13 protein-coding genes and 1 tRNA gene are annotated in these 13,082 nt (G+C 67.3%); 5 read left to right on the top strand and 9 right to left on the bottom strand.

The window, feature by feature from the left end:
• Positions 1–40: 40 nt before the first annotated feature.
• The 3 genes from ACFWQC_RS09775 to ACFWQC_RS09785 all read left to right on the top strand — a co-directional run bounded on the left by ACFWQC_RS09775 (position 41) and on the right by ACFWQC_RS09785 (position 3,941).
• Positions 41–2,236 (top strand): RNA degradosome polyphosphate kinase, encoded by a 2,196-nt coding sequence (locus ACFWQC_RS09775; protein ID WP_378676470.1) that lies wholly within the window; start codon positions 41–43, stop codon positions 2,234–2,236.
• An 81-nt stretch (positions 2,237–2,317) separates the two neighbouring features.
• Positions 2,318–2,935 (top strand): DUF47 domain-containing protein, encoded by a 618-nt coding sequence (locus tag ACFWQC_RS09780; RefSeq protein WP_378676473.1) that lies wholly within the window; start codon positions 2,318–2,320, stop codon positions 2,933–2,935.
• Positions 2,936–2,939: 4 nt separating this feature from the next.
• Entirely contained in the window at positions 2,940–3,941 is a 1,002-nt protein-coding gene (locus ACFWQC_RS09785; RefSeq protein WP_378676476.1) for an anion permease, read from the top strand.
• A gap of 88 nt (positions 3,942–4,029) precedes the next feature.
• Here ACFWQC_RS09785 and pstB read toward each other — a convergent pair whose 3' ends face one another.
• From pstB to ACFWQC_RS09810, 5 genes are all read right to left on the bottom strand, one after another.
• Entirely contained in the window at positions 4,030–4,803 is a 774-nt protein-coding gene (gene pstB / locus ACFWQC_RS09790) for a phosphate ABC transporter ATP-binding protein PstB (protein WP_378676479.1), read from the bottom strand.
• Between the two features lie 9 nt (positions 4,804–4,812).
• Complete coding sequence (gene pstA, locus ACFWQC_RS09795) at positions 4,813–5,892, bottom strand: phosphate ABC transporter permease PstA (RefSeq protein ID WP_378676482.1); 1,080 nt, start codon at positions 5,890–5,892, stop codon at positions 4,813–4,815.
• Positions 5,889–6,845, bottom strand: a complete 957-nt coding sequence (gene pstC / locus ACFWQC_RS09800; protein ID WP_378676484.1) for a phosphate ABC transporter permease subunit PstC — start codon at positions 6,843–6,845, stop codon at positions 5,889–5,891. Before pstC ends, pstA begins: the two co-directional genes overlap by 4 nt.
• 100 nt (positions 6,846–6,945) lie before the next feature.
• Positions 6,946–8,043, bottom strand: a complete 1,098-nt coding sequence (pstS, locus tag ACFWQC_RS09805) for a phosphate ABC transporter substrate-binding protein PstS (RefSeq protein ID WP_378676487.1) — start codon at positions 8,041–8,043, stop codon at positions 6,946–6,948.
• A gap of 177 nt (positions 8,044–8,220) precedes the next feature.
• Positions 8,221–9,087 carry an NUDIX domain-containing protein gene (locus ACFWQC_RS09810; protein ID WP_378676489.1) on the bottom strand — a complete coding sequence of 289 codons (867 nt, stop codon included), beginning with the start codon at positions 9,085–9,087 and terminating at the stop codon, positions 8,221–8,223.
• A gap of 50 nt (positions 9,088–9,137) precedes the next feature.
• Here ACFWQC_RS09810 and ACFWQC_RS09815 point away from each other — a divergent pair, with 50 nt between their 5' ends.
• On the top strand, positions 9,138–10,271 hold the full coding sequence (locus tag ACFWQC_RS09815; RefSeq protein WP_378676491.1) for a hypothetical protein: 1,134 nt from the start codon (positions 9,138–9,140) through the stop codon (positions 10,269–10,271).
• Between the two features lie 5 nt (positions 10,272–10,276).
• Here the strand turns inward: ACFWQC_RS09815 and ACFWQC_RS09820 are convergent, their stop codons facing one another.
• From ACFWQC_RS09820 to ACFWQC_RS09835, 4 genes are all read right to left on the bottom strand, one after another.
• The gene (locus ACFWQC_RS09820) at positions 10,277–10,423 is read right to left on the bottom strand and encodes a hypothetical protein (protein WP_008360628.1); all 147 of its coding nucleotides are present in this window, start codon (positions 10,421–10,423) and stop codon (positions 10,277–10,279) included.
• 224 nt (positions 10,424–10,647) lie between these two features.
• Complete coding sequence (locus tag ACFWQC_RS09825) at positions 10,648–10,851, bottom strand: cold-shock protein (RefSeq protein WP_045548871.1); 204 nt, start codon at positions 10,849–10,851, stop codon at positions 10,648–10,650.
• Between the two features lie 369 nt (positions 10,852–11,220).
• A tRNA-Lys gene (locus tag ACFWQC_RS09830) sits at positions 11,221–11,293 on the bottom strand.
• A 31-nt stretch (positions 11,294–11,324) separates the two neighbouring features.
• The gene (locus ACFWQC_RS09835) at positions 11,325–12,200 is read right to left on the bottom strand and encodes a helix-turn-helix domain-containing protein (protein ID WP_378676493.1); all 876 of its coding nucleotides are present in this window, start codon (positions 12,198–12,200) and stop codon (positions 11,325–11,327) included.
• 157 nt (positions 12,201–12,357) lie between these two features.
• Here ACFWQC_RS09835 and ACFWQC_RS09840 point away from each other — a divergent pair, with 157 nt between their 5' ends.
• Positions 12,358–13,056: a TetR/AcrR family transcriptional regulator gene (locus ACFWQC_RS09840; RefSeq protein ID WP_378676495.1), complete on the top strand. Its 699-nt coding sequence runs from the start codon at positions 12,358–12,360 to the stop codon at positions 13,054–13,056.
• Positions 13,057–13,082: the final 26 nt, after the last annotated feature.

Consider the following 13,082-nt stretch of genomic DNA (forward strand, 5'->3'; position numbering starts at 1 on the left):
CGACGGTTTCAAACCGGCACCCGAATGGAAGACTGGTCCCATGAGTCTCGACCCGCAGGCCCCCACCCGCTCGGCCGAGGACACCGTGAGCCTGACCGCGGTTCCCGACCAGCCGTTCGACGTCGAGCCCGAATACATCCCGGACCACGAGGCGCTGGCCGAGGTCGAGAAGTACGAGGACAGGTTCCTCGACCGGGAGCTGTCCTGGCTGCGGTTCAACGAGCGGGTGCTGGAACTGGCGGAGGACGAGACGCTGCCGCTGCTGGAGCGCGTACGTTTCCTGGCGATCTTCACCTCAAACCTGGACGAGTTCTTCATGGTCCGGGTGGCCGGCCTGAAGCGGCGGATCGCGGCGGGGGTGGCGGTCAAGGCCGCTTCCGGCCTGATGCCGCGCGAGGTCCTCGAGGTGATCTGGCGTACGACCCGCGAGCTCTCCGAGCGGCACGCCGAGGTGTTCCGCGGCAAGATCAAGCCGGCGCTGCTCGAGGAGGGCATCCAGCTGCTGCACTGGGAGGACCTGACCCCCGAGGAGGTCAAGGCCTGCAAGAAGCTGTTCAAGGAGCGGGTCTACCCGGTGCTGACGCCGCTCGCGGTGGACCCGGCCCACCCCTTCCCCTACATCTCCGGCCTCTCGCTCAACCTCGCCGTCCGGCTCAGGGACCCCAAGACCAAGAAGAAGCACTTCGCCCGGGTGAAGGTGCCGCCGATCTTCAGCCGCTTCGTGCCGCTGGGCAACGACCGCTTCGTCCCGCTGGAGGAGGTCATGAGCGAGCGCCTCTCCAAGCTCTTCCCGGGCATGGAGATCCTCGAGGTGCACACCTTCCGGGTCACCCGCAACGAGGATCTCGAGGTCGAGGAGGACGACACCGAGAACCTCCTCACCGCGCTGGAGAAGGAGCTGCTGCGGCGGCGCTTCGGCCCTCCCGTACGCCTCGAGGTGCAGGAGTCGATGACCGACTCGACCCTCGACCTGCTGGTCTCCGAGCTCGGCATCTCCGACAAGGAGGTCTTCCGGCTGCCCGGCCCGCTCGACCTGCGCGGGCTGCACGGCATCGCCGACATCGACCGCGAGCAGCTGAAGTATCCAGCGTTCGTGCCGAGCACCCACCCGGCGCTCGCGCCGGTCGAGAGCGCCGCACCGGTCGACGTCTTCAAGGCGGCCCGTCGTGGTGACGTACTCCTCCACCATCCCTACGACTCGTTCGCGACCAGCGTGCAGCGCTTCATCGAGCAGGCCGCGGCTGACCCGCGAGTGCTGGCGATCAAGCAGACCCTCTACCGGACCTCTGGCGACTCCCCCATCATCGACGCCCTGATCGACGCCGCCGAGGCCGGCAAGCAGGTGCTGGTGCTGGTCGAGATCAAGGCGCGCTTCGACGAGGTGGCCAACATCCGCTGGGCGCGCAAGCTCGAGCAGGCCGGCTGCCACGTGGTCTACGGCCTGGTCGGCCTGAAGACCCACTGCAAGCTGGCGATGGTGGTCCGCGAGGAGCCCGACGGCACCATCCGTCGTTACACCCACATCGGCACCGGCAACTACAACCCGAAGACCTCCAGGCTCTACGAGGACATGGGGCTGATCACCACCAACGAGGGGATCGGCGAGGACGTCGCCCACCTGTTCAACAACCTGTCCGGCTGGAGCCGGGAGGCGACGTACGAGCAGCTTCTGGTCGCCCCCGGAAACGTACGCAACGGTCTGATCGAGCAGATCCACGCCGAGATCGCCCACCACCTGGCCGGGCGGCCGGCGAGGATCCGGCTCAAGGCCAACTCGGTGGTCGACGAGGCCATCATCGACGCCCTCTACCTGGCCTCCCAGGCGGGCGTGCCCGTGCAGCTGCTGGTGCGCGGCATCTGCGCGCTCCGTCCGGGCGTGGAGGGGCTCAGCGAGACCATCGAGGTGCGCTCGATCCTTGGCCGGTTCCTGGAGCACTCGCGGATCTTCTGGTTCGAGAACGGCAACGCCGACGACGGGGACGGACCGAGCGCCTGGATCGGCTCGGCCGACATGATGCACCGCAACCTCGACCGACGGGTCGAGGCCCTCGTACGTCTCCCCACCCCCGAGCTCGTGGCCGAGGTCGGCGCACTGTTCGACCTGGCATTCGAACCGACCACGGATGCCTGGCTCCTCGGGCCGGACGGCACCTGGACCCGAAACCACGCTGCCAACCATCTCCAGGCGATGTTGATCACTCGACAGCGCCAGCGCAGGCGCGCCGCGGCAGGCTAGACACGCCCTGGCTTTCGTCGTGTCAAGCGGACTCGCCTAACATGAGCCCGCAGGTCTGCCTCATCCAGCCAGGAGCCCCCCGTGCGTTTCCGAATCCGCCCGGTCGACACGTCGTTCTACGACCTGTTCACCGAGTCCGCCAACCACCTCGTCCGTGGTGTCTCGCTGCTAGCCGAGATGCTCAGCGACACAGCCGATCGCGAGGACGTCGCGCGACGGATGCGCGACGCGGAGCACGCAGCTGACGAGTCGACCCACGAGATCGTCAAGAAGGTCAACTCGACCTTCGTCACGCCCTTTGACCGCGAGGACATCTACGCCCTCGGCTCCGGTCTCGACGACGTGATGGACTCGATGGACGAGGTTGTCGACCAGATCTTCGTCTACGGCGTCAACATCCTGCCCCCGGAGCTCTCCGACCAGGTCACCGTGCTCCAGCGCTGCGCCGAGCTGACCGCGGCGGCGATGCCCAAGCTGCGCTCGATGAAGGAGCTCTCCGAGTACTGGATCGAGATCAACCGTCTCGAGAACCAGGGCGACAAGAATCACCGTCGCATCCTCGCCAAGCTCTTCTCCGGTGAGTACGACGCGATGGAGGTCCTCAAGCTGAAGGACATCGTCGAGTCCCTCGAGGACGCGATCGACGGCTTCGAGAAGGTTGCGAACACCGTCGAGCAGATCGCCGTCAAGGAATCCTGACACCGTGGAACTTGCCATCGTCATCGCGGTGGTCGTCGTCGCCCTCGTCTTCGACTACACCAACGGCTTCCACGACGCCGCCAACGCCATCGCGACCTCCGTCTCCACGCGCGCGCTCACGCCGCGCATCGCCCTCCTGCTCGCGGCGGTGATGAACTTCGTCGGCGCGTTCCTGGGCCAGAAGGTCGCCCACACCGTCTCCGACACGATCACGCCACCATCAGGGGCGCATGGTCTGACCGTGGTCATGGCCGGCCTGCTCGGCGCGATCGCCTGGAACCTGATCACCTGGTACTTCGGTCTTCCCTCGTCCTCGTCGCACGCGCTCATCGGTGGTCTGGCCGGTTCGGCGATCGCCGCCGGCGCGTTCGTCAACTGGATGACGGTGCTGGAGAAGGTCGTCATCCCGATGTTCATCTCGCCCGTGGTCGCCTTCGGACTCGGGTTCGGCGTGATGCTCGCGATCATGTGGATCTTCCGCCGCGCCAACCAGCACAAGGCACAGAAGGGCTTCCGCATCGCCCAGACGATCTCGGCCGCCGCGATGGCCCTCGGTCACGGCCTGCAGGACGCCCAGAAGACGATGGGCGTCATCTTCCTGGCCCTGGTCACCGGTGGCTTCCTCTCGGCCGACGACGACCTGCCGTTCTGGGTGATCGCCGCGGCCGCGACCGCGATCTCCCTCGGCACCATGTCCGGCGGCTGGCGCATCATGCGCACCCTCGGCCGTCGCATCATCCACCTGGATCCCTCGCGGGGCTTCGCCGCCGAGTCGGTCGCCGCCTCGGTGCTCTACACCACGGCGTACGTCTGGGAGGCTCCGATCTCGACCACCCACACGATCACGTCGTCGATCATGGGTGTCGGCGCGACCAAGCGGTTCTCCGCGGTCCGCTGGGGCGTCGCGAAGTCCATCGTCGCCGCCTGGATCTTCACCTTCCCGGCGGCCGGCACCGTGGCAGCGCTCGTCTACCTGCTCTGCCACTTCGTCTTCCAGTTGCCGTAGACGACAACACGCCGAGTCGGCGCATCCGACCCCTCTCGCTCGCTTCGCGAGACACGGGGTCAGATGCGCCGACTCGGCTTCACCAGATCTACCCGAACCGACCGGAGATGTACGCCTCCGTGTCCGGGTTGTCCGGCTTGGTGAACATCTGCTTGGTGGGGTTGAACTCCACCAGGTGGCCCGGCTGGCCGGCGGCCTTCAGGTTGAAGAAGCCGGTGTCGTCGGAGACACGGGCGGCCTGCTGCATGTTGTGGGTGACGATCACGATCGTGTAGTCGGACTTCAGCTCGTGGATGAGGTCCTCGATCGCGGCGGTCGAGATCGGGTCGAGAGCCGAGCACGGCTCGTCCATGAGCAGCACCTCCGGCTGGACCGCGATCGCACGGGCGATGCAGAGCCGCTGCTGCTGACCACCGGACAGGCCCATGCCGGGCTTGCCGAGACGGTCCTTGACCTCGTTCCACAGGTTGGCGCCCCGCAGCGCGCCCTCCACGATCGAGTCCGCCTCGGACTTCTTGATCCGCTTGGAGTTGAGCTTGTTGCCGGCGAGCACGTTGTCGTAGATCGACATCGTCGGGAACGGGTTGGGCCGCTGGAAGACCATGCCGACCTTGCGGCGTACGGCCACCGGGTCCACGTTCGGCGCGTAGATGTCCTGGCCGCCGATCTGGATCTTCCCCTCGACGTACGCGCCGGGGATGACCTCGTGCATCCGGTTGAGGGTGCGCAGGAAGGTCGACTTGCCGCAGCCGGAGGGCCCGATGAAGGCGGTCACCGACTTCGGCTTGATGGACATGGAGACGTCCTCGACGGCCTTGAAGTCGCCGTAGAAGATGCTGGCGTCCTTGACTTGGATGGACATGTGTTTCTCCTAGCGCCCGGTCTTGGGGGCGAAGATCGTGCCGACGATACGGGCGATGAGGTTGAGGACCATGACGAGGATGAAGAGCACCAGTGCTCCACCCCAGGCGTACTCGACGCCCTTCGCCGTGGCCTCGGACAGCTGGGTGTAGATGAAGACCGGCACGGTCATCATCGGGCTGTCTTCGAAGGCGTTGGTGTTCAGGTTCGGGTTGAAGCCCGAGGCGACCAGCAGCGGCGCGGTCTCACCGATCACGCGCGAGATCGAGAGCACGACACCGGTGACGATGCCGCCGATCGCGGTCGGGAGCACCATCTTGGTGATGGTGCGCCACTTCGGCACCCCGAGGGCGTACGCAGCCTCGCGCAGGTCGTCGGGGACCAGCTTGAGCATCTCCTCGGTCGATCGGACGACGGTCGGGATCATCAGCAGCGAGAGCGCGACACCGCCGCCGAAGCCGAAGCGTGTGCCCGGCCCCATGAGCAGGGTGAAGAACGCGAACGCGAACAGGCCCGCGACGATGGACGGGATGCCGGTCATGACGTCGACCAGGAAGGTGATCGTCTTGGCGAGGCGGTTGCCCTTGCCGTACTCGATCAGGTAGATCGCGGTCATGATGCCGATCGGGATCGAGATCACCGCGGCGATGCCGGTGACGATCAGGGTGCCCATCAGTGCGTGGTAGAGACCGCCCTGCTCGTCGCCGGTGACCGAACGCATCGAGTACGTGAGGAACTCCGGGCTGAGGGTCGCGGCGCCCTTGGAGACCACCGTGTAGACCAGCCAGATCAACGGGATGACCGCGACGGCGAACGCCGTCCACACCAGCCCGGTGACGAGCTTGTCGGTGGCCGAGCGCCGGTTCTCCACCAGCAGCGCCCACAGCGGGTAGCCGATCAGGAAGCCGAGCACGCCGATGACCGCTGCCCCGACGATGCTCACGCCGAGGACGAGCGCCAGGCCGCCGAGAGCGACGGCTGCGACGCCGACCAGCCACTGGGCGCCTCGCGGGAGCGTGGCGTGGGAGAGCTTCGTCTGCTCGTTGGAGAGGCGGTGTCCTGAGCTTGTCGAAGGGTCGGTATTGCTCACTTGGCGCTCCCTCGGGCGACGATCCAGCGGGCGAGTGCGTTGACCAGGAAGGTGAAGGCGAACAGCACGAGGCCGGTCGCGATCAGCACGGAGAGCCGGTCGGGCGTGCTCTCCTTGTAGCCCTGGGCGATGTGCGCCGCGATGGTCTGCGGGTTGTTGGTGCCGATGATGAACAGCGAGATGAGGACCTTCGGCGAGACGATCATCGCGATCGCCATGGTCTCGCCGAGGGCCCGGCCGAGGCCGAGCATGACCGCGGAGACCATGCCGGAGCGGGCGTAGGGGAAGACCGCGTAACGGACCATCTCCCAGCGCGTCGCGCCGAGCGCCAGCGCGGCCTCCTCGTGCAGTCGCGGCGTCTGCGCGAAGACCTCGCGGCAGATCGAGGTGATGATCGGCAGGATCATCACGGCCAGCACGATCGATGCGGTGAACAGCGTACGGCCGTTGCCGGAGGGCTGGCCGTCGAAGAACGGCAGCCAGGCCATGTTCTCGGAGAGCCAGGCGTGGGCCGGCACCAGGTAGGGGCCGAGCACCACCGCACCCCACAGGCCGAAGACGACCGACGGGACCGCGGCGAGCAGGTCGATGACGTACGCCACAGGGGTGGCGATCCGGCGCGGGGCGTAGTGGCTGATGAAGAGCGCGATCGCCACGCTGAAGGGGACCGCGACGATCAGTGCCAGTACGGCGGCGTACATGGTGGCGTACAGCAGCGGCACGACCAGGCCCAGGAACGAGCCCTGGCCGGCGTAGTGCTGCTCGTCCACGTTGAAGCCCGGGATGCCCTCGATGCCCAGGAAGATGAAGACGGCTGCCAGCGCCACCATGATGAGAGTGGCGGCGATGACGGCGAGGCCCCGGAAGACGACATCCCCCATCGAGCCACGGCCGGACAGCTCCGACTTCGTGTCAACGCCAGGGTCGGCGCCGGGGTCAGCGGCGACAGTCACAAGGCATTCCTCGACTTTCTTGTTTCGGTTCTCAAGACAGCCGTACGGGCGGCGGCCGCAGCCACCGCCCGAACGGCGATCAGATCAGACGTGCCGGCACTTACTTGATGCCGCCGACCAGGTCGAGAGCCTTGTCGGCGGTCTCACGGTCGAGCGGTGCGGAGCCGGCCTCCTCGGAGGCGACCTCCTGGCCCTCCTCGGAGAGGATGTACTCCAGGAAGCCCTTCACGTTGGCGGCGTCCTCGGCGTTCTCGTAGGTCGGGCAGGCCAGCAGGTAGGAGACCAGCACGACCGGGTAGACACCGGCCTCCGTGGTGGTCCGGGCGACCTCGACGGCCATGTCGTTGTCGCTGGTGCCGACCGGCTTCGAGGCGGCCAGGATCTTCGCGGCGGCCTCGGCGGTCGGCTCGACGAAGTCCTCGCCGACCTTGACCTTGACGGTGGCGAGGTCGTTCTCGCGCGCCGCCGACTCGTCCATGAAGCCGATGTAGCCGGCGCCCTGCATCGCGGTCACGACACCGGAGGTGCCGTCGCCGCCCTCGCCGCCCTTGATGGAGGCGGGCCACTCACCGGAGGGCTCCTCGGCCCAGCCACCGGCGGCCGAGAGGTACTCGGTGAAGTTCTCCTGGGTGCCGGAGTCGTCGGAGCGGTGGACCGGGGTGATCGCGGTGTCCGGAAGCTTGGCGTCCGGGTTGGTCGCGGCGATCGCCGGGTCGTTCCACTTGGTGATCTTGCCCGCGAAGATGTCGGCGATCGTCTTGGGGTCGAGGCTGAGCTCGTCGACGCCCTCGACATTGAAGGTGACGGCGATCGGCGAGACGTAGCCCGGGACCTGGATCGGGTCCGCGCCGCACTGCTCCTTGGCCTTGGTCAGCTCGCCCTCGTCGTCGTTGAGAGCGGAGTCGGTGCCGGCGAAGAGGTAGCCGCCGGTGATGAAGCCCTCACGACCCGAGCCGGAGCCCACGGGCTCGTAGACGACACTGAGGTCGGGGTTCGCGTCCTGGATGCCGGCGACCCATGCCGCCTGGCCCTTCTCCTGTGAGGAGGCTCCGCCACCCTTGATGGTGCCCGAGAGGGTGCCTTCCCCGTCGCTACCGCTGTTCTGCTCGTTGGCGGCGCCGCAGGCGCTGATCGCAAGGGCAAGGGTCGCAGCAGTGATGCCCGGGACGAGTGCCCGGCGCAGCGAGGTGGTGTTCACGCAAGTCTCCTGATTGATGATGCAGTCGATTCGGAGTTGTCGCGATGACCGTAAGGAGCCGAGGTGGACGGGAAACTCGGTGAAGGTGAACGCAGGCTGAACGAGGAATTCAAAGTCGGTGGCAAATCAGTGTCAGTTCCGGGCACAGGAGATGAACAGGCAGGCCTCAAGCCTCTGCTAGACCTGAAATGCCTCAACAGCACGCACTTCACCGGCGCGCACGTGCAGCACCATCAGCTCGCCCTTCGCCAGCTTCGGGTCACGCATCCCCAGCCCCTCGAAGACCCACGGCAGCACCGGTCGGTGCGTGCAGATCACCGTCGGAACGGCCAGGTCACGCAGGGTGTCGGCAGCCAGGGCGGACACGCTACCTTCCTCTGCGCCCTCCTCGCTCAGCAGTCTCATCTGCTCGGACGCGATACCGGCGAGCCCGGCGTACGGCGCGACGGACTGGGCGCAGCGGACGCTCGGCGAGGTGATCACCCGGCGGATGTCGTAGGCCAACAGCAGGCCGGCCAGAGTGACCGCCTGGGACCGTCCGGTGTCGTCGAGCGGCCGCTCCTGGTCCGTACCGGACCAGGCCGAACGGGCAACGGACGAGGCGTGACGGAGGACCACGAGGGGCGTGGTGGGGTCGCGTACGTCCTCGGCCTGCTGCAGCGTCGCCCGATCGTGCGGGTACGTGAGCCGCTGGCGCGCCTCGTCCACCGGCAGCCACTCGACGTCGTCGATCTCGTCGTTGATCAGGTAGCCCTCGACATCGTCGTCGGCGCCGGCAGCGGTGCGGCCGACCCAGTAGTGGACCACCTTCTGTCCCGCCTCGACGGGATAGCGCTGCTGCTGGAGCGGGCGACCGAGCGCGACCCGCAGGCCGGTCTCCTCACGCACCTCCCGGATCGCGGCCACCGGCACCGTCTCGCCGGGGTCGACCTTTCCCTTGGGAAAGGACCAGTCGTCGTACTTGGGTCTGTGGACCAGCGCCACCTCGCGCAGGTCGTCGCGCTCGCGAAAAACCACTACGCCGGCGGCCGGGATCTCGGGCATGCGCACAGGGTATGTCGAGAAGGCGGCTGATTCGTCTAAGGTTCCTCGCAATGCTCCGCACCCCCCAGCTTCTCAGCCGCCCCAGGACGTGGGCAGGCCGATCATCCCGAGTCGTACGCGCCCACCCCTTGTTGACCATCGCGGTGGGCGTCGTCGTCGTTGCGCTGGTCATCTTCCTCGCCCGCGCATGGGCGACCCGCGGAGGCGACCTCGACGAGGCGCTGCGGCTGGCCCCCGCCGAGGCGACCCGGGTCTCCTTCACCGACTGGACGGGAATCCGCGAGAGAGTCGGTGCCGACCTCGATGCCGACTCCACACCGGAGGAGGTCCACGAGATGATCGACGAGGCCTATACGAAGGACCTCACCTCGACCTCGGTGCTCCCCGATGCCTCCGGTCTGCTGCAACAGCACTTCGGCTGGTCGCCCGCGACCCTCGACTGGGAGCTCTACACCCAGTCGACCGAGGGAGCGCTCATGGTCGGGCACCTCGAGGACATGGACGCCGACCACCTCGTCGAGCAGCTCACCTCGATGGGGTTCACCGCTCCCGAGGACGACCCTGCGGACGGCGGCGTCTGGGACGGCACCCTGGTCCCGTTCTCCAACTTCACCGACTCCGGGATCGACTCGACGATCAGCCCGCAGCTCACCTACATCGCCTTCCTGCCCGAGGATGACCTCATCCTCGCCTCGGACGGCCGGCGCTATCTGAGCGACCAGGTCGAGAGCCTCGGCGACGGTGACCTGCACGAGCCGATGACGGATGCCGCCGACCGGCTCGACGACCCTCTCTCTGCGTTCGTCTACGACGGTGACTTCACCTGCACCGAGATCGGGCTGGGCGGTGCCTCAGCCGCGGACCAGGACCAGGCCGACGGCCTCGTCGACGCCGCGGGCGACATCAACCCGGTCGGGGGCTTCGCCATGGCAGCCGAGCCGAACGGCGACGTACGTGTCGCGATGTCGTTCGAGAACGACGACCAGGCGCGTACGAACGCCGACACCCGGGCCAAGCTCGCCGTCGGCCCGGCGCCCGGCCAGGGCGGCACGTTCGACGAGCGGTTCGAGCTCGGGAAGGTCGCGGCCGAGGACGAGGTCGTCACCATGCAGCTGCGGCCGAAGGACGGCACGGCCGTGCTCTCCGACCTGGCGAACGGGCCGCTGCTCTTCGCGACCTGCTGACGTCTTTAGGGGATGATCCCGAGGATGCGGTCGATCTCGTCCTGGGAGAGGTGATCCTCGGACTCGCTGGCGGCGACGATGAGATTGGTGGTGAGCTCGACCTCGAGGAGCAGCTCGGGATCTTCCAGCGTCACATCGAACTGATCAGCCACGCCCGCCTCCTCACCTCGCTCAAAAAGCTCGTCTTCACATCATCGCCCAGTCTCGGTGGATCTGCGCGCTGATCCACCAAGAACCATCAAAAGTTGTCACATCAAGCGTGACACAGACGCCTGAGAGGGCCCCAATCAGACCACGAGGCCCCAGCCGAACGGCTGGGGCCTCGTTGCAGATGATCAGTGTCGGCAGATGCCGAACCCGAGATCGTCTTACTTGTTCAGAGAGGGCGAACGTTCTCCGCCTGCGGGCCCTTCGGGCCCTGGGTGACGTCGAACTCGACCTTCTGGTTCTCGTCCAGCGACTTGTAGCCGTTGGTCTGAATCGCAGAGTAGTGAACGAAGACGTCGTCGCCGCCGTCCTCCTGCGCAATGAAGCCGAAGCCCTTCTCGGCGTTGAACCACTTAACGGTGCCCTGAGCCATCTGCTCGTTACTCCTTAGTCGGGGCGAGAGGCCACCAGGTTCGGTAGCCCCGCATCAGGGGCGGGTGACACGTCGCTCCGACCTGTGTTCCCGGACCGAGGTCCGAGCGGGCACAGAGCAGAAACGCCGTTGGATCACAAACTCCGCAGGCGTCAGACCTTCTGGAACTTGCACCTGTTGCGGGAGTGACACTAGCAACTCACGCGCCTGTGCGAACCCCCCTTGACCGATCGTTTTACGCGCGAAGCGGTGAAGGTTGCCCAACAGAGCCGCGAAACGACCGCCCAGCGGGACGTACGCCCCCGGGTTTCGGAGCGCTTCCGGAGAGCAGAAGACCCCCACCCGAGGCCGGGCGGGGGTCTTCGTCGGTAGGCCGTGTCGGTCTCGAACCGACGACCCATGGATTAAAAGTCCACTGCTCTACCAACTGAGCTAACGGCCCGCCGGGAGTCTACCGGAGCAGCAGCCGTGTCCTATTCGAGGTCACCCGGCCGCGTCGACGACCTTCCGCGCTCGCTGATGATCCGGGCGCAGCGCTCGGCCGCGGCCTCGCCCGTCAGCGCATGCTCGAGCAGGAGCTGCGTCCAGTGCTCGTAGCGGGCGACCTCGACCGGATCGGCGATCTCGAGGTCGCCGGCACTGGTCTCGAGGGTGACGATCCGGTCGCGCTGGTCCCAGCCGTGCTGGACCAGAACGGGGAATCTCTCGAAACCGACGATGCCGATGGTCGCCTGGGTGGTGGTCGCAAGGTTGGCGATGTGCTCGATCTGGGCACGCATGATGCCGGGCGAGCCCACCAGGTGATGGAGGGCGGCCTCGCCGACCAGGATGGTGATCGTCCGGCCGGGCTCGTAGAGGATCGCCGAGCGACGGAGCCTGGCCGCGATCACGTGGGAGACCTCCCCGGCAGCGGCGCCCCGGTCGCGCGAACCACCCGCCAGGGCCAGCAGGGCACGGGCGTAGTCGGGGGTCTGCAGCAGCTCGGGGACACTGTGCGGCTGGTAGCTGGTCAGGACCTTCGTGGCCACCTCGGTCGCTGCGTACGCGTCCTGGTGCTGCTCCGCACCGCCGCCGGTCGGATGAGCGTCGCGGAACGCGGCGTGCTCCTGGTCGGCGCGGGCGCGCAGCGCGAGCAGCATCTCCCGGTCGGCCCCCACCGCGGCCGCCCAGGCACGGACCTCGGCCTCGGAGACCGACTGACGACCGGACTCGATCTTCGAGACCTTGGGCTGGGACCAGCCCGAGCCCAGGGCATCCGCCAGGCCGGCTCCGGTCAGGCCGGCGGCGCGACGGGCATCCCGGAGCGCCTCGGTCAGCGCTTCACGGGCTCGACGGTTGGGGCGGGGCACGGCGACAGCCTCCTTCGACGGCTTCGACAGGTTCGGCGAACCACCATCGTGCCCGATGGGCATACTGCACGTCCAGATGCACATCATGATTGGCAAGGTCAAAATATTATGCTCTACTGATTCCCGGGGTCGACGTCGACAGGAAGGCAGGGCCTCGATGAGCATCCGACGAACCCACCCGGGACGACCACGCCTCGTCCCCTCGAGCACAGCAGCTCCACCGCGCGAGCAGGTGCTTCATGCCGCGGCGCAGCTGTTCGTGACAAGGGGCTTCGCGGCCACCTCGACACGGGAGATCGCCGACAAGGTCGGGATCAGACAGGCGTCGCTCTACTACCACTTCACCGGCAAGGACGAGATCCTCGCCGAGCTCTTGGAGCGGTCCGTCCGACCGACCGTCGATCGGGTCGACCAGATCAGGCAGCTGACCGCGTCCGCGAGCCCCGAGGCCGCGCTCTACCTGCTGGCCCTCGTCGACATCCGCACGCTCGCCGAGGCACCGGACAACATCGGCATGCTGGCCACTCATCCCGATGTGACCAGCAGCGAGGCGTTCGATGCTTTTCGCAGCATTCGCGCCGAGCTCGCCGACGCCTACGGGCGGATCGCCACCCGGGCCGCGGCGCGCGGGGTCGCAACAGCGGCCGATCCGGGCCACCTCGGCGAGATGCTCATGCATCTGGTCGAGGTCACCACCACCCTCCGCAGCAGCGGTGCGCCGATCGACGACGCGACCGCCGCTGTCATCGCCTCGACCTGCCTGCGCGCCTGCGGGATCCCCGACAGTCGCATCGCCTCGGCAGCCTCCTCCGCGGCAACCCTCGTCGAGGAGCTGTCGATGGGCGAGCCGACATGACAGCGGGCCCGACCAGCTCAGAGCTG

The organism is Nocardioides sp. NPDC058538, from assembly GCF_042719275.1.
Lineage (GTDB): Bacteria > Actinomycetota > Actinomycetes > Propionibacteriales > Nocardioidaceae > Nocardioides.